Below are 23,329 nucleotides of genomic sequence, written 5' to 3'. Positions count from 1 at the left end.
ACTTCTCGACCTTCTTTACGCGGTCGCGCCGCCGAAGATGTCGATGGAGTCGCTGCCCTCGCGGAGGGTGACGTAGGCGCGCTTGGTCGCCTTGCGGCGGCCGAACCCGGTGCGGGTGCGCTTACGCTTGCCCTCGCGGTTGACGGTGTTCACCGAGGCCACCTTGACGCCGAAGATCTCCTCGACGGCCTGGCGGATCTGGGTCTTGTGGGCGTCGGGGCGCACGAAGAACGTGTAGGTGCCCTGCTCCATGAGACCGTAGGACTTCTCGGAGACGACCGGGGCGATGATGATGTCGCGGGGGTTGACGGTCTTGGCCATTACTTGCTCTCCTCCTTGTCCGCGCCGGTGACGCGGTTGATGAAGGTGTGCAGCGCGGCGACCGAGAACACGACGTCGTCGGAGTTGAGCACGTCGTAGGTGTTCAGCTGCTCCGGGACGAGGACGTTCACGTTCGGCAGGTTGTTGGCGCTGCGACGGGCGTTGAGGTCCTCACGGCCGACGACGAGCAGCACCTGCTTGCGGTCGGTGATGCGCTCGATGAACGCACGCGCCGACTTGGTCGAGGGCTTCTGGCCCGGGACCAGCTCGTCGATGACGTGGATACGGTCGCCGGCGGCCCGGTTGGAGAGGGCGCCGTTCAGGGCGGCGGCCTTCATCTTCTTCGGGGTCCGCTGGGCGTAGTCACGCGGCTGCGGGCCGTGGACGGTGCCGCCGCCGGTGAACTGCGGCGCACGGGTCGAGCCCTGACGGGCGCGGCCGGTGCCCTTCTGACGGTAGGGCTTGCGGCCACCGCCGCGGACCATGCCGCGGGTCTTGGTGGCGTGGGTGCCCTGTCGCTTCGCGGCGAGCTGCGCGGTCACGACCTGGTGCAGCAGAGCCGTGGAGACCTCACGGTCGAAGATCTCCGCCGGCAGCTCCACCTGGCCGTCGGTGCCGCCCGCGGCGGTCTGGACGTCCAGAGTCAGGTTGGTCATGCGTGAGCACCGCCCTTCACTGCGGTCTTAACGGTCACGATGCCGCCGCGCACGCCGGGGATGGCCCCCTTGATGAGCAGCAGGTTGGCATCGGCGTCAATCTTCTGAACCTTGAGGTTCTGGGTGGTGACGCGGTCATTACCCATGCGGCCCGCCATGCGCTTGCCCTTGAAGATGCGACCCGGGGTGGCGCAGGCGCCGATGCCGCCGACGCGGCGGTGGGCGGCCTGGTTACCGTGGGCGGCACCCTGGCCGGCGAAGCCGTGGCGCTTCATGCCGCCGGCGAAGCCCTTGCCCTTGGAGGTGCCGGTGACGTCGACGAAGTCGATGCCGTCGAAGACCTCGACGGTGACGTCCTGGCCGACCTCGTAGGCGGAGACGTCGTCCATGCGGATCTCCGTCAGGTGGCGCCGCGGGGTGACGCCCGCCTTGGTGAAGTGGCCGGTCTGCGGCTTGTTCACCTTGCGGGGGTCGATCTCGCCGTAGGCGATCTGGATGGCGTTGTAGCCGTCGGTCTCGGTGGTACGGATCTGGGTGACCACGCACGGCCCGGCCTCGACGACGGTGACCGGAACGACCCGGTTCTCCTCGTCGAAGACCTGGGTCATGCCGAGCTTGGTGCCCAGAATGCCCTTGATCTCGTTTTCACTCATTGTCTGTTCTCCGCAGTAGTTTCAGGCGATCACTGGATGTTCACGTCGACACTGGCCGGAAGGTCGATGCGCATGAGCGCGTCGACGGTCTTCGGCGTCGGGTCGAGGATGTCGATGAGGCGCTTGTGGGTGCGCATCTCGAAGTGCTCGCGAGAGTCCTTGTACTTGTGGGGAGAACGAATAACGGCGTACACGTTCTTTTCGGTGGGCAGTGGCACAGGCCCGACGACGCGTGCGCCGGTACGGGTCACGGTCTCGACGATCTTGCGCGCAGACGCGTCGATCGCCTCGTGGTCGTAGGCCTTGAGCCGAATGCGGATCTTCTGTCCCGCCACGCTTATCCTCTTCCTCGCTCGGTCCCACTTGCTCTCCCGGTCGCCCGGGGGCGCAGAGGTGGGAACTCGCTTCCTGATGTCTCTATAACGTTGTCCGGTCCTCTACAGGGCACGGGCGCAACGCCAGTTCATGGTTCTTGACCGTTCGGTGCCGGCCGGGGGTCTCGACGGGGCGTGACCGATAAACACGCCACAGGGACCTCGCCGTCCGGCTGGGTCAAGTCCGAGGGGGATCACGCGCCGCTGGGACGCGTAAGCGTGGCCCTCGTGTACTGCCGCTGTTTATTTGCCATGCCCCTCCTCCGGTCTCCGCGCTCGGGACTGCCACGTCTTGATCGACTGACCTACCCCGATTGCGGAGCCTTCCACGGGTCCGGAGACCCGAACGAAGGTGTCATGTTCGCCCTACCAGCGGCGCCTCCGGGCATGCGGACATGCAGCGGGGACGCCGTGTTAAAGCAACCCGGACATTAAAGCACGCCGACCACCGCGAACGCAAACCACGGACTTTCCCGCCTCCCTCCCCGATTGCCGACGCCGCGCGGGTCACCGTCGCGTCGCCCCAGCGCCGTTACGGGATTGCAACGCGAGCGAAAGAAATCGGCTCTAGACTCGGTGGCGCAACACATATCACCTATCCGAAGGGATCCACGACCATGGCCGACCAGAACAAGACCGCCGCCAAGAAGGACGACAAGGACGCCGCCGTCCCGGCCGTCGCCGAGAACAAGGCCGACGACCACGGCCGTACCACCATCGAGGACGTCGTCGTCGGCAAGATCGCCGGCCTGGCGGCCCGCGAGGTCACCGGCGTCCACGCCCTGGGCGGCGGCGGCGCGCGCACCGTCGGCGCCATCCGCGAGGCCTTCGGCGCCTCCGAGAACGTCCAGCAGGGTGTGTCGGTCGAGGTCGGCGAGACCCAGGCCGCGGTGGACCTGTCCATCGTCGCCGAGTACGGCGTGGCCATCCACGAGCTGGCCGAGGCCATCCGCCGCAACATCATCCGCGCCATCGAGCGGATGACCGGCCTGGAGGTCACCGAGGTCAACGTGACCGTCACCGACGTCCACCTGCCCAACCAGGACGACGACCGCGACGACGAGCAGCGCGAGCTGGCCGCCGCCGAGCAGGAGCAGGTCGCCCCGCGCGTCCAGTAACCGATGACCGCCGCTGATCCCATCGAATATCCGCAGGCCGCCCCACTGGCCGAGCGGGTCCTGGCGGTCGACGGCGTGGCGGATCTCCACCCGGGCACCTTCGGCGAGGTCGCGCTCCTCTACCCCGGCCACCGTGTGCCGGGGCTGCGCCTCGACCGGTCCGGTCGCCTGGAGGTCCACGTGGTCGCCGACCTCGCCCGCGCCACCGACCTGCGCTCCCTGAGCGAGGACGTGCGCGGCGCGGTCGGCGGCGACCGGCCCGTCGACGTCGTCGTCGCCGACGCCACCGGAACCCCGCCCGCCACCGCGTAACCGTGTGAAGGAAATTCCATGAAAAACATGACCGTCATCGGCGTGGCCGTCGGCCTCGCCGTCGCGTTCGCCGTGATCCTGGGCGGGCTGCCCGGCTTCCTGTGGGCGCTCATCTTCGGTGCCGTCGGAGGTGTCGTCGGCGCCCACTTCGAGGGCCTGATCGACCTGCGCAACATCGCCGACGCCTTCCGCACCGGGCGCGGGGGCCGCGGGTGAGTTCCGTGGACCCCTCCGAGAACCCGCAGGGCGGGGAGGTGTACATCACCGACCGCGCCGTGCACAAGGTCGTCACCGCGGCCACTGCGTCGGTGCCTGGCACCGTCTCCTCCGGCGGCGGCTTCGACAAGCTGACCGGCATGAGCTTCCCGCGCTTCGACCTGCTGGTCGACCGCGCCAGCCACATCGTCACCGTCGAGGCGACGATCGCGGTGTCCTGGCCCTCGCCGGTCACCGACGTCGCCGAGAAGGTGCGCACGACCATCGCGCGCTGGATCACCGACGCGACCGGCATGAACGTCGGGCACGTCAACGTGGTCGTCGGCAACGTCGTCGGCGCCCCGCAGCGCGTGACTTCCGTCGAGGTGGCGGCCGCCGCCGAGCGGCCGGCGCTCTCGCCGGTGGCCGTGGCCCCCTCCGAGGTGGCCGCGCCGCGGTACCGGCGTCGCTCCGCGGCGCTGGCCACCACGCGTGAGGTGCCCGTGCGCACCCGCCCGGCCCGCGAGCTGAACCAGGTGCACACGGCCGCCGAGGTGCCGCTCAATGCCGTGCACGTCGCGCCCGAGCGTCCGCTCGACGCGGTGCACACCGCCGCCGAGCGCCCGCTGCACGCGGTCGAGGTGCGCCCCTCCCCCGAGCCCGCGGTCCCCCGCGAGCCCGAGGAGCTGCGCACGGTGCCGGTGCACGTCGCCGAGGAGCGGCCGCTGACCCCGGTCCACGTGGCCGAGGGGTCACCGCTGCGCGAGCCGCGGGTCGTCGACCCGACCCCCGTGGTCACGCCGGCCGCCCCGCTGCCGCGGCGGCTGACACCGGTGCACGTCGTCTCCGGCCCGGAGCCCGTGCACGCGGTGCTGCCCGTGCGCGCGGAGCCCTTCGTGCCGAAGCTGCCGCCGAAGCGCCCGCTCACGCCCGTCCGTATCGTCCCGCGGGGCCGTTTCAGCCCCGCACAGCAGAAGGGAGGCCCCTATGGCCCCCGAGTCGACTGAGGCCCGCACCGGCGCCGGCCAGGAGCCCCGGGCCACCCCGGCGGCCCGCTGGCTGGCCGTGCTGCTGGGCCTGGCGCTGGTCGCCCTGGGCGTCGTCGCCGGCCGTGAGCTGTGGCTGCGGCTCTCCGACGGCGTCTCCTGGCGCAGCTGGCTCGACCCGGTCCTGGAGATGGTCGCGGAGAACCGCTTCCAGCCCTGGATGACCTGGGCGTCGATCATCGCGGTCGTCGTCGGGCTCATCCTCATCCTCGTCGCGCTCAAGCCGCGGGCCCGGACCCACCGGCGCCTGGCGTCGAACGTCTCGCTCTGGGCGCGCCCCGTGGACATCGCCCGCCTGACCACGGCGACCGCCAAGCGCACCCCCGGGGTGGGCAGCGCCTCGACCCGGGTCTCCGGCAAGACCGTCACCGCCGAGGTGCAGTCCAACAGCACCGCCGACGGGGTGGCCGAGTCGATCCGCTCGACCATCGAGTCCACCATCGGCCCGCTGCTCGCCGACAACGCCAAGTTCCGCATCAAGGTCCTCGAACCCGAGGCCCCGCAGGTCTCGGCCCGCGGCACCGCCCCGGCGTCCGCGGGGGACACCGCCCGGGAAGAGGAGGTCGCGCGATGAGTCACGCACTCGCGGCACTCGACCGCTTCCTGCTGTTCCTGATCGGCCTGATCGCGCTCGCGGCCGGCGTGGCCGTGATCCTCGTGTGGGCCCAGGTCCCGGAGGCCACCGAGTACTCCGACCGCCTGGACCTGGCCGGCGCCGCCTCGGTCACCGGGAACACCTGGTACGACGTCGCGCTCGGCGCCGTGGCCGTGCTCGGGGTCTTCCTCGGGCTGTGGCTGATCGCGGCGAACCTGCGACGCCGCGGCTTCAACCGGGTGCGCTCCTCGGCCACGGACAAGACCGGCTCCGTCGACGTCGCCGTCGCGCGGCTGGCCGGTGCGGTGGACGACTCGATCGAGCAGTTCCCCGGCGTCACCGACGTCTCCCACCGCGTCGCGATGGACCGCTCGCGCCCGACGGTGACCTGGACGGTCACCGCCGACCCGAACGTGGACGTCAGCCGGCTGCGCGCCGAGCTGGAGAACAGCGAGACGGACTTCCGCTCCGCGGTCCGCGACATGGACCTCGACACGGTCTACCGCCTCCACGTCAACGCGGTGAAGCAGCAGTAGCGCCGCTTCCCCGCCGATTCAACGGCCCCGCCCCTCGACTGGGGCGGGGCCGTTTCTCTGCCTAACCGTGCCGCCGCGGGGGCAACAGTTCCGGCGGGCCCGAACACGAGGGACCCGACCCCCGGCGACCCGGCTCCCGGGGTATGCGGCCCCGCCCGGGAGCTCGAGCGGCTTCAGTCCTCCGCGCCGAGCTCCACCGCGAAGATCTCAATGACCTCGCCGTAGACGTGCTCCGCCCCGCCGCCGCGAGGCGCCACGCGCAGCTGCTCGCCGACCTCGGCGGAGACCAGCCGGGCCCACTTGAGGTGCTCGTGCTCGACCTCGCGGCCGACCTTGGCGTAGACGTCGAGGCCCCGGCCCGCGAGCACCATCCGCTCCGTCTTTCCCTCGGTGCACCGCAGGGCGTAGACGTCGCGGTCCAGCGACCCGCGCGTCAGCCCCCTCAGCGACGTGCGCGCCCTGCGGCCCGCCTCCACGGTGATGCCGGCGACCACGCCGAGGCGGTGGTCCACTCCCCCGCTGTCGCGCAGCACGCACGGCATGCCGACGCGCAGGCGCACGACGTCCTCGAAGAGCCAGCTGACCGGCTGGCGTCCCTTCACGCCCGAGCGCACGGTGACCCTGCGGGCGGCCATGTCGAGCGTGAGGCGGGCGGCCGGCGACTCGGTGCGCACCATCACCAGGCCCGGGGTGTCCGTGTCCGCGGACTCGGGGTGGCGGGCGGCCATCGCCTCGAGGGCGGCGATCAGCTCCTCGTCGTCGGCGCCCCAGCCGATGCCCTCGTTGCCGAGCATCGCGAAGAGCGTAGCCAGCTCGAGGTCGGGCCGGCCCTCCCAGGCGCGTCGCACCGCGTCGAGGACGCGCGGGATTCGGGTCGGGTCTTTCACGCCCGCCACTCTATCCGCCGCCGCACCGGCACCGCGGCACACCCCGTCCCCCGGCGGCCCGGCAGAGCCGTGGCAGCCCGGACACACGAAAAACCGCCTCCCCCGTGACGGGGGAGGCGGTTTTCCTTGGCACACGGCCGGGTGAGCGTCAGACGTCACCCGGCGGGAGGCCGGTCAGACCAGCAGGTAAGCGGACTTACTTGATGATCTTGGTGACGCGGCCGGCGCCGACGGTGCGGGAGCCCTCGCGGATGGCGAAGCGCAGGCCCTCGTCCATGGCGACCGGGGCGATGAGCTCGACGCGCATGTCGACGTTGTCGCCCGGCATGACCATCTCAGTGCCCTCCGGCAGGTGCACGACGCCGGTGACGTCGGTGGTGCGGAAGTAGAACTGCGGACGGTAGTTGTCGAAGAACGGGGTGTGGCGGCCGCCCTCGTCCTTGGCCAGGACGTAGACGGAACCCTCGAACTCGGTGTGGGTGGTGTAGGCGCCCGGCTTGACGACGACCTGGCCGCGCTCGACGTCCTCACGCTTGGTGCCGCGGAGCAGCAGACCGCAGTTGTCGCCGGCCTCGGTGTAGTCCAGCATCTTGCGGAACATCTCGATACCGGTGACGGTGGTGGTCTGGGCCTTGTCCTTGATGCCGATGATCTCGACATCCTCGTTGACGTTCAGGCGACCACGCTCGACACGACCGGTGACGACGGTGCCGCGGCCGGTGATGGTGAAGATGTCCTCGATCGGCATCAGGAACGGGTGATCGATGTCGCGGACCGGGTCCGGGATGGACTCGTCGCAGGCGTCCATCAGGTCGACGATGGACTGGGTCCACTTCTCGTCGCCCTCGAGGGCCTTCAGAGCGGAGATGTGGACGATCGGGGCGTCCTCGTCGTAGTCCTGCTCGGCGAGCAGCTCGCGGATCTCCATCTCGACGAGCTCGATGATCTCCTCGTCGTCGACCATGTCGCACTTGTTCAGGGCGACCAGGATGTAGGGGACGCCGACCTGACGGGCGAGCAGCACGTGCTCACGGGTCTGCGGCATCGGGCCGTCGGTGGCGGCGACCACGAGGATGGCGCCGTCCATCTGAGCCGCACCGGTGATCATGTTCTTGATGTAGTCGGCGTGGCCCGGGGCGTCGACGTGAGCGTAGTGACGCTTCGGGGTGGAGTACTCGACGTGGGAGATGTTGATCGTGATGCCACGCTCCTTCTCCTCCGGCGCCTTGTCGATGGCGTCGAAGGCGAAGGCCTGGTTCTCCTCAGGGTACTTCTCGGCCAGCACCTTGGTGATGGCGGCCGTGGTGGTGGTCTTGCCGTGGTCAACGTGACCGATGGTGCCGATGTTGACGTGCGGCTTGTTACGCTCGAACTTCGCCTTTGCCACTGTGTGTCCTCCTGGACTTCATGGTGGCTACGACTCTCGCAGCCACGTGGTTTACGGATTGCCACCCTCGCTCCGGCCGAGGCCGGACTGCTGGCGATGGCGTTTTTTGCAGTGTGCCAGTTACACGATCCTAGGGTCCGCCAGCGTCTTTTTCAAACCTGGCCTGACCCTACGTCGTCGGGTTTCGCGGCCCTGAACGTCTCTTCGCCGGGATCCGTGCCGTACCGGCCAACCCGACCTCACCCCGCACGTCGTACGTGCAGGCGGGGTGAGACCCGGTGTGGCCGCTACGACCGGTTTCGGCCGGCGGCGTCGACGGGGTCCCCGGGCACAACGGGGACCCGGACCGCCCGGGGCGGGCGGCGCGACGTCGTCAATTCAACGGGCGTCACGCCGCTACGCCCTACTTGCCGGTGCGCTCCTCGATGATGGCCTGGGAGACGCTCTGCGGCACCTCGCCGTAGGAGTCGAAGACCATCGTGTAGTTCGCGCGGCCCTGGGTCTTGGAACGCAGGTCACCGACGTAGCCGAACATCTCGGACAGCGGGACCTGGGCCTTGACGACCTTGGCGCCGGCGCGGTCCTCCATGGCGTTGACCTGGCCACGGCGGGAGTTGATGTCGCCGATGACCTCGCCCATGTACTCCTCCGGGGTGATGACCTCGACCGCCATCAGCGGCTCGAGAAGCACCGGCTTCGCGCGGGCCACGCCCTCCTTGAGGACCTGGGAACCCGCGATCTTGAACGCCATCTCCGAGGAGTCGACCTCGTGGTACTGGCCGTCCTCGAGGGTGGCCTTGATGTTGACCAGCGGGAAGCCGGCCAGGTGGCCGTACTGCATCGCGTCCTGGATACCGGCGTCGACCGAGGGGATGTACTCCTTCGGGATGCGGCCACCGGTGACCTCGTTGACGAACTTGTAGGTGGCGGACTCGCCCTCCTCCAGCTCGTCCTGGTCCGGGTGGTAGGGCTCGAAGGAGACGATGACCTTCGCGAACTGGCCGGAACCACCGGTCTGCTTCTTGTGGGTGAACTCGACGCTCTGGACCGGCTTCTTGATGGTCTCGCGGTAGGCCACCTGCGGGGCGCCGACGTTGGCCTCGACCTTGAACTCGTCCTTCATGCGGGTGACGAGGACGTCGAGGTGCAGCTCGCCCATGCCGCCGATGACGGTCTGGCCGGACTCCTCGTCGAGCTCGACGGTGAAGGTCGGGTCCTCCTCGGCCAGCTTCTGGATGGCCACGCCCAGCTTCTCCTGGTCGGACTTGGTCTTCGGCTCGATGGAGACCTTGATGACCGGGTCCGGGAAGTCCATGGACTCGAGGATGATCGGGTCGTTCTGGGCGCACAGGGTGTCACCCGTGGTGGTGTTCTTCAGACCGATGACGGCGTAGATGTTGCCGGCGTGGGCGAAGTCGACCGGGTTCTCCTTGTTCGCGTGCATCTGGAAGATCTTGCCGATGCGCTCGCGGTGCTCCTTGGTGGAGTTCAGGACGGTCTCGCCCGGCTCCATCGTGCCCGAGTAGACGCGCACGAAGGTCAGCTTGCCGAAGAAGGGGTGGGCGGCGATCTTGAAGGCCAGGGCCGACAGCGGGGACTCGTCGGAGGGCTTGCGGGTCAGCTCGGTGTCCGGCTCGCCCATCTTGTGGCCGTGGACCTCGCCGACGTCCAGCGGGTTCGGCAGGTAGTCGACGACGGCGTCGAGCAGCGGCTGCACGCCCTTGTTGCGGTAGGCGGTGCCGCACAGGACCGGGAAGATCTCGGAGGAGACGGTCATCTTGCGGATGGCGCCCTTGATGTCCTCGACGGTGAGCTCCTCGCCGCCGAAGTACTTCTCCATGAGCTCCTCGTCGGACTCGGCGACGGCCTCGAGCAGCTTCTCGCGGTACTCGGCGGCGCGGTCCTGCAGCTCGGCGGGGATCTCGGTGATGGTCGGCTCGGCGCCGACCTCGACCTTGCCCGGCCAGACGATGGCGCGCATCTCGACCAGGTCGATGACGCCCTCGAAGTCGTCCTCGGCGCCGATCGGGAGCTGGAGGACGAGCGGCTTGGCGTTCAGACGGTCGACGATGGTGCCGACGGTGTAGTAGAAGTCGGCGCCCAGCTTGTCCATCTTGTTGACGAAGCAGATGCGCGGCACGTCGTAACGGGCGGCCTGACGCCAGACCTGCTCGGACTGTGGCTCGACACCCTCCTTGCCGTCGAAGACGGCGACGGCGCCGTCCAGGACGCGCAGGGAGCGCTCGACCTCGACGGTGAAGTCGACGTGGCCGGGCGTGTCGATGATGTTGATCTGGTGACCCTCCCAGAAGCAGGTCACCGCGGCGGAGGTGATGGTGATGCCGCGGTCCTTCTCCTGCTGCATCCAGTCCGTGGTGGACTGGCCCTCGTGGGTCTCGCCGACCTTGCGGTTGATACCCGTGTAGTAGAGGATGCGCTCGGTGGTCGTGGTCTTACCGGCGTCGATGTGGGCCATGATGCCGATGTTGCGGACCTTGTGGAGGTCCTTAAGCACTTCTTGTGCCACAGTCTTACCCCAACTTAAATGTCGTGGACGTCTCCCGGAGCCCCGTCGCCTGCGGGCGGACGGGGACGGGACGGCGCCTCGGATGTTCGGTGTTGCGTCGTACAGGTCGTGGCCCGGCGTGCGGTCTCGTGCCGACGCCGCCGAGCGGCCGACTGCTCAGTGTAGTGCGGCTGAGCCGGCTGCGCAGAGCGCACAGGCCGGTCAGCTGCACTGACACCGGGCCCGGCTGACTACCAGCGGTAGTGGGCGAAGGCGCGGTTGGCCTCGGCCATCTTGTGGACGTCCTCGCGGCGCTTCACCGAGGCACCGAGGCCGTTGGAGGCGTCGAGGATCTCGTTGGCGAGGCGGTCCTTCATGGTGTGCTCACGACGCTGACGGGTGAAGGTCACCAGCCAACGCAGCGCCAGGGTGGTCGCACGCGCGGGGCGCACCTCAACCGGCACCTGGTAGGTCGCACCGCCGACGCGGCGGGAGCGGACCTCCAGCTCCGGGCGGATGTTGCCCAGAGCCTTGTCCAGGGTGCCCACCGGGTCGGTGCCGGTCTTCTCGCGGCACTGCTCGAGCGCGCCGTAGACGATGCGCTGGGCGGTCGACTTCTTGCCGTCCTGGAGCACCTTGTTGACCAGCATGGTCACCAGCTCGGAGTCGTAGACGGGGTCCTTGATGATTTCGCGCTTAGGAGCTCGCGACTTACGCATGTTTTACTTCTCCTTCTTCGCGCCGTAACGGGAACGGGCCTGCTTGCGGTCCTTGACACCCTGGGTGTCGAGGGTGCCGCGGACGATCTTGTAACGGACACCCGGAAGGTCCTTCACACGGCCGCCGCGCACGAGCACCATGGAGTGCTCCTGCAGGTTGTGGCCCTCGCCCGGGATGTAGGCGGAGACCTCGATGCCGGTGGTCAGGCGCACACGGGCGACCTTACGCAGAGCGGAGTTCGGCTTCTTCGGGGTGGTGGTGTACACGCGGGTGCACACACCGCGACGCTGCGGCGAGCCCTTGAGGGCCGCGGTGGCGACCTTCGCGGACTTGGAGTGGCGGCCCTTGCGGACCAGCTGCTGGATAGTGGGCATGTACCGTCCTTTTGACGTAGTTGAAGTTCTTCATCACGGTCCAGGCTTCCTTCTCGGAGGCCCTGACCGCCGGCCACCGCTGGAAGCGGGAGCGTCAAGACATGAAAAAACGGAGGCTCTTTCCCGGGGCCCTGCCGTTCGTGTCCAGGCACCGTCGCGGCGGGCCGCTTCGGTGTCAGACTCCCACCGCCACTGGTGACGGGGGACTGTCGCGTGACTCTACACGCACGCCCGGGTGCTGCACAAATCCCGCCCGGTGCGGTAGTCCCCCGATTGACGACGTCGCGTCCCTCCCCCGGTGCGCACGCGCCGGCGTGGCACGCGCGGGCGTGGTTGCTACTCGAACTCGTAGCGCGGCGGCTCGATGTTGAATCCGTCGAGTGAGTCGAGGAAGCGCTGGAGCTCGGCGCGCATGTCCCGCCGCACCCGGCGGTTGACCGTGTAGGGCTCCGGCCGCGTCAGGGTCGACGGCTCCGGCGGCCGGGTCCGCTCGTTCTCGATGATCTTCCGCAGGCGCTGCACCTCGCGGCGGGTCTTTTCGGACGCCCAGTCCTCGGCCAACGAGTTCGTCCTCGGGTCACGCACCCCGACCCGCTCGGCGACGTAGCGGATCGCCTGCTCACGGGCCATCCCGTTGGCCGCCTCCCAGTCCCGTAGGAGCCGCCCGTTGTGCGCGCTCACCTCGGCGCGGGCGGCGAGCTCGGCCTCCTCGTGGGCACGTCGTTGCGCGGCGTTGTACTCCTCGACCTCGCGCGCCCTGGCCTCCTTGCGCCGGCGCCGCAGCCACATCAGACCGAAGATGACCGGCAGCAGGATCAGCGCCACCGTGCTGATCGCCGGTATCGGATCGATCACCCGCGGCTCGGTGGACAGGTACGGGCCGTTGACCGCCTCGTCGTAGATCCTTATCGGCATCCCGACGAACGCGCAGACGCCGATGTACGCGGCGAACCAGCACACGAAGGTGAGCACCAGGACCCGCAGCATAGACATCCGGGGCGGCGGCTCCTTCTGGACCGGGTCCGGCAGCGGCTGAGGCGGCGGCATCTTCCTCGGCGGGGTGAAGAAGAGCCCCGTGCGCAGTGCGTCGTCGCGCCACTCGGGCCGCTTCCAGCCCGGGAAGTCCGCGACCACCCGGGCCACCCGCTCGGCCACCATGTCCAGCCAGTGTTCACAGGCCTCCTCGTAGTCCCGGAGGTAGTTCAGCGCCCGCGGCCGGAACTCCCGCGAGTACCCGCGCCCCACCCCGTCGCGCCAGAGCGCGTAGTTGATGTGGCTCATGGTCTCGAAGCCGGCGTTCATGTCCGCGTGCATCGCGTCGACCGAGTCGCGGAGGTCCTGCAGCCCCTCGTCAAGCCTGTCGAAGCCGTCGCGGACCACGTCCCTCGTCTCGGCGAGCAGCGTCTGGCTCCGCCGGGCGTTGCGGTTCGCGTTGACCGCCGCGGCCGCGTTGATCCCGTTGCCGATCACGCTGGAGGTGAGGAGCCACTTCTGCTTCGACGCCAGATCACGCGTCGCGCCGGTCATGTCCGCGTAGTAACCGCTCATCTCTTCATTGGTGGTCACCCTGTCACCTCCGGATCCTCCCCGGCGCCCTGCCGGTTCACCACGGATCATTGTCACACGCGGCCGGCGGGACCCCCTCCGGGCGCGGGGAACACTCCCCTCAGGCGGGGTCAGGCCGCGTCGAGCCCGGTGATGAACTCCGCGAGCCGCGCGGCCGCCTCACCCAGCGCCTCGAGGAACGCCTCCGGGTGCTCGGCGCCCGCGCCGAAGGTGACCGTGTACTCGACCGCGTCCGCCAGCGGCGTGTAGCAGATCCCGAAACCGTCCGGCGTGGTCGGCGCGAACGCGTAGCGCACGACCTGCGCGTCCGAGCCGACGGAGGTCGTCGAGAGGAAGTCGGTGCGCGCGGCGGCCAGCCCCGGATCCCGCAGGAACCCGGGGTCCTCCCCCAGCTCCTGCGCCGTCCAGCCGAGTGCCCACAGGTGCCGGTCGACGCCGCGGCCGGTCTTGCAGGCCTTGACCCAGTCACGGTGGGCGTCGAGCGCGGCCTTGAGCCCGGCGCGGTCCGCCGAGCCGGCGAGCAGTGCGCGGGCGAAGGCGACGGCGGCCGGGGTGACCGGGCGCAGGCACTCCGTGCGCCCGGCGGCGTACTCGCGCATGTCGACGGCCTCGTAGACCGCGCGCACCCGCCCGTAGGTGGAAAGTTGCGCGACGGTCATGACCAGCTGCGCGTAGGCGTCGGCGCTGAGCTTGATGTTCCGTGGCCGCGGGCGCGCCGCCCGGCGGATCTCCAGGCGCGGCGGCTCGTGCTCCGGGGCGGGCAGGTTGCGCGTCCAGCTCAGCTCCTGCGGCGCCCGATTGCCGACGTCACGTCCCTCCCCCGCGCCGATTCCCGCGCCGTCGGCTCCGTCCACGTCAGCTCCGCCGGCGCCGGCGAGCTCGGCCTGGATGTCGGCGACGGTCTGCACCAGCGTGGCGCCGTCGACGGTGGAGTGCTCGACGAGCAGGGCGGCCCAGCCGGAGTCGTCGGCCGCCAGCTCGTAGGTCAGCGGCTTGTATGCCCAGTAATGACCGGACGCGAAGGCGCCGGTGCGCAGCCGGCGGGCATCGGGGTCGGGTTTCGGCGCGTCACCGGTGGCGAGGCTCGTGCCGTCTTCCGCGGCTCCGGCGACTGCGGCTGCTCCGGCTTCCCCGGCCGCCCCGGCCGCCGAGGCGTCTGCAGTCGCGGGCAACGAGACGCAGAAGAGCGCGCGGGCGAGCCGCTCGTGCACGGCCGCGTTGGCCGGTTCCGCGAGCCAGGCGCGGAACTCCGCGTCGCCGCTTCCCCGGTAAGAGGCGTCGGTGAACCCGGGCGCGCCCCCTGGGCGGTCGTCCGCGGGCGAGCCGTGGGCGGTGTCCAGGATTCGAGCGAAGCCGGCGGCCAGCTCGGAACGCGGGACCACCCGTCCCCCGCCGTCACTGACCGGGAGCGCGAAGGCGCGCCCGCCGCAGAAGACGACGACCTCCCGGTCGGCGGCCGTGCGCGGGCCGTACTCGACGGTGTCGCGGCCCGCGCCCGGCACCCGGACGCCGCCGCGCAGGCAGTTCCACTGCTCGGCGGCCAGCTCGTTGCCCCGTGCGTCGAAGCGGGCACCGGTCCGACCGGCGGCCTCGGGGAGATGGACGCGGGCGGCCGCGTGCACGACCGCGGCGAGGCGCTCCAGCCCGTGCGCGTCGGTGTCCAGGCGGATCTGGAAGCAGACGTTGGAGCTCAGCGGCAACGGTTCGCGGGTCGTCAGGTAGCCGTCGAGCCAGCGTCCGGCCAACCAGCTCGAGCCGGCCGCCGCACACTCGGCGGCGTAGTCGGCCAGGGCGGCCTGGATGCGGGGACCTGCGCCCACGGCGAAGTCGTGGGCCAGACGGCGGGTGGGCGCGGCGTCGTCAATCACGGCGTCAACGCAGCTCAGGGTGCGCTCGAGCGTGTCGTCGAGCGCGGGCACGGGCAGGGGTTTCACGCCCGCCAGGCTACCGGGGATCGACGGTGCCGTCCCGCCTGTCCGCCGCGGTGCTGTCCCGCCTGTCGGTACCCTCACCGTCCCGCCGCTCGCCCTCGTCGCCGGCGTACCAGGCGGCCAGCCCCTTCAGGTCCGCCTCGCGCGTGGCCTGGTCGCCGTCGTGGAAACGACGCTTGCCCGCGCGGCGCGGGTCGTAGCCGCGCACCACCCAGCGGGCGGCGAGCAGCAGGACCGCCACGCACGCCGCCAGCAGGAGCACGAGCACGGCGATGACCGCAATCTCAGTCCAACCGATCATGCGGCCCACGATAGCGGGCCGACACGTGGACGTGTGTGGCCTGTGCGCGACCGCCCGGCACCCGTGGGAAGCGCAGGCAGACGCGACGACGCCCCGCCCTCCACGGGGGAGGACGGGGCGTCGGGGCGGCCCGGTGAGCGGGCCGCCGGCCGTCAGGTCACGGGACCACGGCCGCGGGGGCGCGGCTGAAGCGCGACCTACATCTCGAACTCGTCGAGCGGCACGGAGGCGCCGGTGAACTCGCCACCGAAGTCGTCGCCGTAGATCGACTCGCCGAAGGTCGGGATCGGGTACGCGGCGTTGCGCGCCGCCTCGGTCGGCTTGACCGAGATGTTGCGGTAGCGCGAGATGCCGGTGCCGGCCGGGATCAGCTTGCCGATGATCACGTTCTCCTTCAGGCCGATCAGCTTGTCGGAGCGCTTGTTGATCGCGGCGTCCGTGAGCACGCGGGTGGTCTCCTGGAAGGAGGCCGCCGACAGCCAGGACTCCGTGGCCAGCGAGGCCTTGGTGATGCCCATGATCTCGCTGCGCAGCTCGGCCGGGTCGCCGTTGGAGGCCAGGGCCTCCGCGTTGGCGGCCTTCGCCTCCGAGAGGTCCACCAGGGTGCCCGGGAGGAACTCGGTGGAGCCGGAGTCGATGACGGTGCCACGACGCAGCATCTGGCGGATGATGATCTCGATGTGCTTGTCGTGGATGGACACACCCTGGGTGCGGTAGACCGCCTGGACCTCGTCGATCAGGTGCTTCTCCACACCGCGGCGGCCGAGGACCTCGAGCACGTCGTGCGGGTCGGCCGGGCCACGCAGCAGGCGGTCGCCCACCTCGACGTGGTCGCCCTCGCGCAGCGCACGCTCGATGGTGGCCTGCGGGTTGGACTCCATCGGACGACGCACCTGGGCAAGGCCCTGGCGCTTCGACAGCTTCTCGTAGACGATGTCGTCGCCGCCGTCGTCCGGCGAGAGACGCAGGGTGTAGAAGTTGCCCTGGTCCTCGAGGTGCACCGTGCCGGCCGCCGAGGCGATCGGGGCGCAGTTCTTCGGCACGCGGGCCTCGAACAGCTCCTGGACACGCGGCAGACCACCGGTGATGTCGCCGCCGACGCCGCCCTGGTGGAACGTACGCATCGTCAGCTGGGTACCGGGCTCACCGATCGACTGGGCGGCGACGATGCCGACGGCCTCGCCGATCTCGACCAGCTTGCCGGTCGCCATCGACTTGCCGTAGCACTTCGCGCACACGCCGGCCGGGGTCTCACAGGTCAGCACGGAGCGGACCTTGATCTCGGTGACGCCACCGTCGACCAGCTTGTTGATGTTGGTCTCGTTGAGGTCGGAACCGGCCTCGAGGACGACCTCGCCGTCCGCGTTCGAGGCGTCGGTGGCCAGCACGCGGCCGGCGACCGTGGTCTCGTTGAGCGGGTGCGGCGCGTAGCCGGTGACGTTGCCCTCGGCGTCGAGGAGCTCCTCGGCGACCGGGACGCGCACGCCCTGGCGGGTGCCGCAGTCCTCCTCGCGGACGATGACGTCCTGGGCGACGTCGACCAGACGACGCGTCAGGTAACCGGAGTCGGCGGTACGCAGGGCGGTGTCGGCCAGGCCCTTACGGGAACCGTGGGAGTTGTTGAAGTACTCCATCACCGACAGGCCCTCACGGAAGGAGGTCTTGATCGGGCGGGTGATGTACTCACCGCGCGAGTTCACGACCATGCCCTTCATGCCGGCCAGGGTCCAGATCTGACGCATGTTGCCGGCGGCGCCCGACTTCACGATCATCGGGATCGGGTTGTCGTCCGGGTACAGGGCCTCGACGGCCTCGCCGACCTCGTTGGTGGCGGTCTGCCACAGCTCGACCAGGCGGTCGTAGCGGTCGCGCTCGGTCAGGGCGCCCTTGTCCCAGAACTTGCGCTCGATCTGGCGGGCCTCCTCCTCGTAGCGCTCGAGGATCTCGTGCTTGTTGGGCAGGACGAGCACGTCGGCCATCGAGATGGTCACACCCGAGCGGGTGGCCCAGTAGAAGCCGGCGTCCTTCATCTTGTCCATCGTCTGCGCGACGGTGATCATCGGGTACTTCGCGGCGAGGTCGTTGATGACGTCGCCGAGCAGGATCTTGCCGGAGCCGCCGCCCTTACGGACCATGACGCCCTCGCGGTACGGGTAGTCCCACGGCAGCAGCTCGTTGAACATGATCCGGCCGAGCGTGGTCTCCGCCAGCCAGGTCTGGCCGCGCTGCCAGCCCTCCGGGAACTGCTCCTTCTCGATCTCCTCCGGCGGACGCAGGTGGGAGATGCGCACGTGGATCGGAGCCTGCAGGCCCAGCACGCCACGGTCGCGCGCCATGATCGCCTCGGCCATGGTCGTGTACACGCCCTCGGCCGGGTGGTCCTCGGACGGCGCGACGTAGCGGCCCTGGCCGCCCAGCTCGTCCGGGCCCTTGTCCATGGTCAGGAAGTACAGGCCGGTGACCATGTCCAGTCGCGGCATGGCCAGCGGCTTACCGGAGGCCGGCGACAGGATGTTGTTCGAGGCGAGCATCAGGATGCGGGCCTCGGCCTGCGCCTCCGCGGACAGCGGCAGGTGCACGGCCATCTGGTCACCGTCGAAGTCGGCGTTGAAGGCCTCACAGGCCAGCGGGTGCAGCTGGATGGCCTTGCCCTCGACGAGCTTCGGCTCGAAGGCCTGGATGCCCAGGCGGTGCAGGGTCGGGGCGCGGTTGAGCATCACCGGGTGCTCGGAGATGGCCTCCTCGAGCACGTCCCAGACCTCGGGGCGCTGACGCTCGACCATGCGCTTGGCGGACTTGATGTTCTGCGCGTAGTCGTGCTCGACCAGGCGCTTCATCACGAACGGCTTGAACAGCTCGAGGGCCATCAGCTTCGGCAGGCCGCACTCGTGCAGCTTGAGCTGCGGGCCGACGATGATGACGGAACGGCCCGAGTAGTCGACACGCTTACCCAGCAGGTTCTGACGGAAGCGGCCCTGCTTGCCCTTGAGCAGGTCGGACAGCGACTTCAGCGGGCGGTTGCCCGGGCCGGTGACCGGACGGCCGCGACGGCCGTTGTCGAACAGCGCGTCGACGGACTCCTGCAGCATGCGCTTCTCGTTGTTCACGATGATCTCGGGGGCGCCGAGGTCGATCATGCGCTTGAGGCGGTTGTTGCGGTTGATCACGCGACGGTAGAGGTCGTTGAGGTCGGAGGTCGCGAAGCGGCCGCCGTCGAGCTGCACCATCGGGCGCAGCTCCGGCGGGATGACCGGGATCGCGTCCAGGACCATGCCGGCCGGGTCGTTGCCGGAGCGCTGGAAGGCGGCGACCACGCGCAGGCGCTTGAGGGCGCGCATCTTGCGCTGGCCCTTGCCGTTGGCGATGGTCTCGCGCAGGCTCTCGGCCTCGGCGTCGAGGTCGAAGTTGCGGATCAGGGTCTGGATGGCCTCCGCGCCCATGCCGCCGGTGAAGTAGTCCTCGTAGCGGTCGACGAGCTCCTCGTAGATGGACTCGTCGATGATCATCTGCTTCGGGGCGAGCTTGACGAAGGTGTTCCAGATCTCGTCGAGGCGCTCGATCTCGCGCTCGGAGCGCTCGCGGATGTGCTGCATCTCCTTGTCCGCGGCGTTCTGCACCTTGCGGCGGGCGTCGGCCTTGGCGCCGGCGGCCTCGAGCTCGGCGAGGTCCTCCTCGAGCTTCTTGGAGCGCTCGGCGATCTCGGAGTCGGCGTCGTGCTCGACGTCCTGCTTCTCCAGCAGCATCTCGGCCTCGAGGTCCTCGAGGTCCGCGTGACGGGCCTCGTCGTCGACGCTGGTGATGATGTTGGCGGCGAAGTAGATGATGCGCTCGAGGTCCTTGGGCGCCAGGTCCAGCAGGTAGCCCAGGCGCGAGGGCACGCCCTTGAAGTACCAGATGTGGGTGACCGGCGCGGCCAGCTCGATGTGGCCCATGCGCTCACGGCGCACCTTGGACTTGGTCACCTCGACGCCGCAGCGCTCACAGATGATGCCCTTGTAACGGACGCGCTTGTACTTGCCGCACTGGCACTCCCAGTCGCGGGTCGGCCCGAAGATGCGCTCGCAGAACAGGCCGTCCTTCTCGGGCTTGAGGGTGCGGTAGTTGATGGTCTCCGGCTTCTTGACCTCGCCCTTGGACCAACGGCGGATGTCCTCGGCGGTGGCCAGGCCGATGCGAAGCTCGTCGAAGAGGTTTACGTCGAACACGTAACTCCCTTTCACCTCCCCTTGGGGGAGGGATTGAAATGGCGGTAAGAGAACTTGGCGGTGTGAGGCCCCTGCCCCGGGCGATTGCCGACGCCGCGTCAGTTGCGCGGTGCGGTTCTCGCCCGTGGGCGGGGGTCGCCGTGGTTATGCGATGTCGGCGTCGGAACGCTCGTCGCGGGAGAGGTTGATGCCCAGCGACGAGCCCTCCATGTCGTCGTCGTCGGAGCCGGAGAGCTCCATCGGCGTGCCGTCGGCGGAGAGTACCTCCACGTTCAGGCACAGCGACTGCAGCTCCTTGAGCAGCACCTTGAACGACTCGGGGATGCCCGGGTCCGGGATGTTGTCGCCCTTGACGATCGCCTCGTAGACCTTCACGCGGCCGACCACGTCGTCCGACTTGATGGTCAGCAGCTCCTGCAGGGTGTAGGCCGCGCCGTACGCCTGCATGGCCCACACCTCCATCTCGCCGAAGCGCTGGCCACCGAACTGGGCCTTACCACCGAGCGGCTGCTGGGTGATCATCGAGTACGGGCCGGTGGAGCGGGCGTGGATCTTCTCGTCGACCAGGTGGTGCAGCTTCAGCATGTACATGTAGCCGACCGAGACCGGGTACTGGAAGGGCTCGCCGGAGCGGCCGTCGAAGAGGCGGGTCTTGCCGTCGCCGTCGACCATGACGTCGCCGTCACGGTTGGGCAGCGAGTTCTGCAGCAGGCCGGCGATCTCGGTGTTGCTCGCGCCGTCGAAGACCGGGGTGGCCGTCAGCGAACCGGCGGGCACGTCGTAGAGGTCCTCCGGCAGCGTCTTGAGCAGCTCCTCGTTCTTCGGGTCGTCCGGGTCCACGTGCCAGCCGGCGGCGGCGAGCCAGCCGAGGTGGGTCTCGAGGACCTGGCCGATGTTCATACGACGCGGGACACCGTGGGTATTCAGGATGATGTCCATCGGGGTGCCGTCCTCCATGAACGGCATGTCCTCCGGCGGCAGGATCTTGCCGACGACACCCTTGTTGCCGTGGCGGCCGGCGAGCTTGTCGCCGTCCTGGATCTTGCGCTTCTGGGCGACGTAGACGCGGATCATCTCGTTGACGCCCGCGGCCAGGTCGTCGTCGTCCTCACGCGAGAAGCGGCGCACGCCGATTACCTTGCCGGTCTCGCCGTGGGGCACCTTCAGGGAGGTGTCGCGCACCTCGCGGGCCTTCTCGCCGAAGATGGCGCGCAGCAGGCGCTCCTCGGGGGTCAGCTCGGTCTCACCCTTCGGGGTGACCTTGCCGACGAGGATGTCACCGGCGCGCACGTCGGCGCCGATGCGCACGATGCCGTGCTCGTCGAGGTCGCTGAGCACGTCCTCGGAGACGTTCGGGATCTCGCGGGTGATCTCCTCGGCGCCCAGCTTGGTGTCGCGCGCGTCGATCTCGTGCTCCTCGATGTGGATCGAGGTGAGGATGTCCTCCTCGACGATGCGCTGGTTGAGGATGATGGCGTCCTCGTAGTTGTGGCCCTCCCACGGCATGAACGCGACCAGGAGGTTGCGGCCCAGCGACATCTCGCCCTGGTGGGTGCCGGGGCCGTCGGCCAGCACCTGGCCGACCTCGACGCGGTCACCGATGTTGACCAGCGGCGTCTGGTTGTAGCAGGTGCCCTGGTTGGTGCGCTCGAACTTGCGCAGGATGTGGGTGTGGCGGGCGCCCTCGTCGTCCATCACGGTGATGAAGTCGGCGGCGAGGTCCTCGACCACGCCGGCGTGCTTCGAGATGATGAGGTCGCCGGCGTCGTAGGCGGCCGGCTTCTCCATGCCGGTGCCCACGTACGGGGACTCGGAGCGCAGCAGCGGCACGGCCTGACGCTGCATGTTCGCGCCCATCAGGGCACGGTTGGCGTCGTCGTGCTCCAGGAACGGAATCATGGCCGTGGCCACGGAGACCATCTGGCGCGGGGAGACGTCGAGGTAGTCGACGCCCTGCGGGCCGGTGACCTGGATGTCGCCGTCCTTGACGCGGACCTCGATGCGCTCCTGGACGATCTCGCCGTCGGAGTTGACCTCGGTGTTCGCCTCGGCGATGGAGTAACGGTCCTCCTCGTCGGCGGTGAGGTACTCGACGGTGTCGGTGACCTTGCCGTCGATGACCTTGCGGTACGGCGTCTCGATGAAGCCGAAGGAGTTCACGCGGGCGTAGGTGGCCAGCGAGCCGATCAGGCCGATGTTCGGGCCCTCAGGGGTCTCGATCGGGCACATGCGGCCGTAGTGTGACGGGTGGACGTCGCGGACCTCGATGCCGGCGCGCTCACGCGACAGGCCGCCGGGGCCCAGGGCCGAGAGGCGACGCTTGTGGGTCAGGCCCGACAGCGAGTTGTTCTGGTCCATGAACTGCGAGAGCTGGGAGGTGCCGAAGAACTCGCGGATGGCGGCGGAGACCGGGCGGACGTTGATCAGCGAGGTAGGCGTGATCGACTCCGCGTCCTGGGTGGTCATGCGCTCGCGCACGACGCGCTCCATGCGGGACAGGCCCACGCGGACCTGGTTCTGGATCAGCTCGCCGACGGTACGCAGACGACGGTTGCCGAAGTGGTCGATGTCGTCGGTCTCGACGCGGATGGTCTCGCCGTTGGGGGCGGTCATCTCGCGCTCGCCGGCGTGCAGCCGGACGAGGTACTCGAGGATGGTGGCGATGTCCTCCTCGGTCAGCGTCATCAGACCGTCGTGGTCGCCGCCCAGGCCGAGCTTGCGGTTGACCTTGTACCGGCCGACCTTGGCCAGGTCGTAGCGCTTCGGCTTGAAGAAGGCGTTGTCGAGCAGCGACTGGGCCAGCTCGCGGGTGGGCTGCTCGCCCGGGCGCTGCTTGCGGTAGATCTCGAGCAGGGCCTGGTCGGTGTTCTCCACGCCGTCGTTCTCGAGGGTGGACATCATCAGCTCGGAGAAGCCGAACCGCTCGGTGATCTGCTGGGTGGTCCAGCCGAGCGCCTTGAGCAGGACGGTCACCGGCTGGCGACGCTTGCGGTCGATGCGCACGCCGACGGTGTCCCGCTTGTCGACGTCGAACTCGAGCCACGCACCGCGCGACGGGATGACCTTCACGGAGTGCAGCGGGCGCTCCGTGGACTTGTCGATGGTCCGGTCGAAGTAGACACCGGGCGAACGGACCAGCTGCGAGACGACGACACGCTCGGTGCCGTTGACGATGAAGGTGCCCTTGTCGGTCATCATCGGGAAGTCGCCGATGAAGACGGTCTGGGACTTGATCTCCTGCGTCTCGTTGTTGATGAACTCCGCGGTCACGTAGAGCGGGGCCGCGTAGTTGATGTCCTTGTCCTTGCACTCCTCGATGGAGCACTTCACGTCCTCGAAACGCGGCTCGGACAGCGAGAGGGACATGTTGCCGGAGTAGTCCTCGATCGGCGAGAGCTCGTTGAGGATGTCCTCGAGGCCGCTGGCGACGACGGCGTCCTCGCCGCGCTCGGCCTGCTTGCGGGCACGCCAGTCCGGCGTTCCGATCAGCCAGGCGAAAGACTCGCGCTGCAGATCGAGGAGCCCCGGGATCTCGATGGGCTCCGTGTACTTAGCGAAAGAGTGGCGCTTGGGCGCGCCAGGGATGTCGGCCACTGACTTGGTCTGGCGGGAGACTGCCAAGATGGGTCCTTCCAGCACCTCGTGC

20 protein-coding genes are annotated in these 23,329 nt (G+C 69.2%); 6 read left to right on the top strand and 14 right to left on the bottom strand.

What is annotated here, in order from left to right; all coding sequences use genetic code 11:
- Positions 1 to 15 precede the first annotated feature (15 nt).
- The 4 genes from rplW to rpsJ are packed head-to-tail and all read right to left on the bottom strand — an operon-like array spanning position 16 to position 1,965.
- Positions 16 to 321 carry a 50S ribosomal protein L23 gene (rplW, locus tag CFRA_RS01985; RefSeq protein WP_075663224.1) on the bottom strand — a complete coding sequence of 102 codons (306 nt, stop codon included), beginning with the start codon at positions 319 to 321 and terminating at the stop codon, positions 16 to 18.
- Positions 321 to 977 carry a 50S ribosomal protein L4 gene (gene rplD, locus CFRA_RS01980; protein ID WP_075663223.1) on the bottom strand — a complete coding sequence of 219 codons (657 nt, stop codon included), beginning with the start codon at positions 975 to 977 and terminating at the stop codon, positions 321 to 323. The genes rplW and rplD overlap by 1 nt, the downstream gene beginning before the upstream one ends.
- Positions 974 to 1,630, bottom strand: a complete 657-nt coding sequence (rplC, locus tag CFRA_RS01975) for a 50S ribosomal protein L3 (protein WP_075663222.1) — start codon at positions 1,628 to 1,630, stop codon at positions 974 to 976. The genes rplD and rplC overlap by 4 nt, the downstream gene beginning before the upstream one ends.
- Before the next feature lie 29 nt (positions 1,631 to 1,659).
- Positions 1,660 to 1,965: a 30S ribosomal protein S10 gene (gene rpsJ / locus CFRA_RS01970; RefSeq protein ID WP_003854291.1), complete on the bottom strand. Its 306-nt coding sequence runs from the start codon at positions 1,963 to 1,965 to the stop codon at positions 1,660 to 1,662.
- Positions 1,966 to 2,621: 656 nt separating this feature from the next.
- On the opposite strand from rpsJ, the gene CFRA_RS01965 reads away from it, so the two are divergent.
- The 6 genes from CFRA_RS01965 to amaP are packed head-to-tail and all read left to right on the top strand — an operon-like array spanning position 2,622 to position 5,806.
- The gene (locus tag CFRA_RS01965) at positions 2,622 to 3,122 is read left to right on the top strand and encodes an Asp23/Gls24 family envelope stress response protein (RefSeq protein WP_075663221.1); all 501 of its coding nucleotides are present in this window, start codon (positions 2,622 to 2,624) and stop codon (positions 3,120 to 3,122) included.
- Between the two features lie 3 nt (positions 3,123 to 3,125).
- A complete protein-coding gene (locus CFRA_RS01960; protein WP_075663220.1) occupies positions 3,126 to 3,434 on the top strand; it encodes a hypothetical protein in 309 nt (102 codons plus the stop codon).
- 18 nt (positions 3,435 to 3,452) lie between these two features.
- The gene (locus CFRA_RS01955) at positions 3,453 to 3,650 is read left to right on the top strand and encodes a hypothetical protein (protein WP_075663219.1); all 198 of its coding nucleotides are present in this window, start codon (positions 3,453 to 3,455) and stop codon (positions 3,648 to 3,650) included.
- Positions 3,651 to 3,655: 5 nt separating this feature from the next.
- Entirely contained in the window at positions 3,656 to 4,636 is a 981-nt protein-coding gene (locus tag CFRA_RS01950) for an Asp23/Gls24 family envelope stress response protein (RefSeq protein WP_075663218.1), read from the top strand.
- Positions 4,617 to 5,249: a DUF6286 domain-containing protein gene (locus CFRA_RS01945; RefSeq protein ID WP_075663217.1), complete on the top strand. Its 633-nt coding sequence runs from the start codon at positions 4,617 to 4,619 to the stop codon at positions 5,247 to 5,249. Before CFRA_RS01950 ends, CFRA_RS01945 begins: the two co-directional genes overlap by 20 nt.
- The gene (gene amaP / locus CFRA_RS01940) at positions 5,246 to 5,806 is read left to right on the top strand and encodes an alkaline shock response membrane anchor protein AmaP (protein WP_075663216.1); all 561 of its coding nucleotides are present in this window, start codon (positions 5,246 to 5,248) and stop codon (positions 5,804 to 5,806) included. Before CFRA_RS01945 ends, amaP begins: the two co-directional genes overlap by 4 nt.
- A gap of 173 nt (positions 5,807 to 5,979) precedes the next feature.
- On the opposite strand, the gene CFRA_RS01935 is transcribed toward amaP, so the two are convergent.
- The 10 genes from CFRA_RS01935 to rpoB form a co-directional block, all read right to left on the bottom strand.
- Positions 5,980 to 6,693 carry a hypothetical protein gene (locus CFRA_RS01935; protein WP_075663215.1) on the bottom strand — a complete coding sequence of 238 codons (714 nt, stop codon included), beginning with the start codon at positions 6,691 to 6,693 and terminating at the stop codon, positions 5,980 to 5,982.
- Positions 6,694 to 6,889: 196 nt separating this feature from the next.
- Positions 6,890 to 8,080 carry an elongation factor Tu gene (tuf, locus tag CFRA_RS01930; RefSeq protein ID WP_075663214.1) on the bottom strand — a complete coding sequence of 397 codons (1,191 nt, stop codon included), beginning with the start codon at positions 8,078 to 8,080 and terminating at the stop codon, positions 6,890 to 6,892.
- Between the two features lie 403 nt (positions 8,081 to 8,483).
- Positions 8,484 to 10,607 carry an elongation factor G gene (fusA, locus tag CFRA_RS01925; RefSeq protein ID WP_075663213.1) on the bottom strand — a complete coding sequence of 708 codons (2,124 nt, stop codon included), beginning with the start codon at positions 10,605 to 10,607 and terminating at the stop codon, positions 8,484 to 8,486.
- Positions 10,608 to 10,837: 230 nt separating this feature from the next.
- Positions 10,838 to 11,305, bottom strand: a complete 468-nt coding sequence (gene rpsG / locus CFRA_RS01920; protein WP_075663212.1) for a 30S ribosomal protein S7 — start codon at positions 11,303 to 11,305, stop codon at positions 10,838 to 10,840.
- 3 nt (positions 11,306 to 11,308) lie between these two features.
- Complete coding sequence (gene rpsL / locus CFRA_RS01915; RefSeq protein WP_075663211.1) at positions 11,309 to 11,680, bottom strand: 30S ribosomal protein S12; 372 nt, start codon at positions 11,678 to 11,680, stop codon at positions 11,309 to 11,311.
- Positions 11,681 to 12,016: 336 nt separating this feature from the next.
- Positions 12,017 to 13,246 carry a hypothetical protein gene (locus CFRA_RS01910; protein ID WP_156887935.1) on the bottom strand — a complete coding sequence of 410 codons (1,230 nt, stop codon included), beginning with the start codon at positions 13,244 to 13,246 and terminating at the stop codon, positions 12,017 to 12,019.
- A gap of 110 nt (positions 13,247 to 13,356) precedes the next feature.
- On the bottom strand, positions 13,357 to 15,180 hold the full coding sequence (locus tag CFRA_RS01905) for a choline/carnitine O-acyltransferase (protein WP_075663209.1): 1,824 nt from the start codon (positions 15,178 to 15,180) through the stop codon (positions 13,357 to 13,359).
- Between the two features lie 10 nt (positions 15,181 to 15,190).
- Positions 15,191 to 15,478 (bottom strand): hypothetical protein, encoded by a 288-nt coding sequence (locus CFRA_RS01900; protein ID WP_156887934.1) that lies wholly within the window; start codon positions 15,476 to 15,478, stop codon positions 15,191 to 15,193.
- 197 nt (positions 15,479 to 15,675) lie between these two features.
- Positions 15,676 to 19,683 (bottom strand): DNA-directed RNA polymerase subunit beta', encoded by a 4,008-nt coding sequence (locus CFRA_RS01895; RefSeq protein WP_075663207.1) that lies wholly within the window; start codon positions 19,681 to 19,683, stop codon positions 15,676 to 15,678.
- Positions 19,684 to 19,827: 144 nt separating this feature from the next.
- Positions 19,828 to 23,322, bottom strand: a complete 3,495-nt coding sequence (rpoB, locus tag CFRA_RS01890; RefSeq protein ID WP_075663206.1) for a DNA-directed RNA polymerase subunit beta — start codon at positions 23,320 to 23,322, stop codon at positions 19,828 to 19,830.
- Positions 23,323 to 23,329 lie beyond the last annotated feature (7 nt).

Origin of the sequence: Corynebacterium frankenforstense DSM 45800, from assembly GCF_001941485.1 — a bacterium.
Lineage (GTDB): Bacteria > Actinomycetota > Actinomycetes > Mycobacteriales > Mycobacteriaceae > Corynebacterium > Corynebacterium frankenforstense.
The sequence above is the reverse complement of the archived record's forward strand: the minus strand, read 5'-3'. Positions and strand labels throughout refer to the sequence as shown.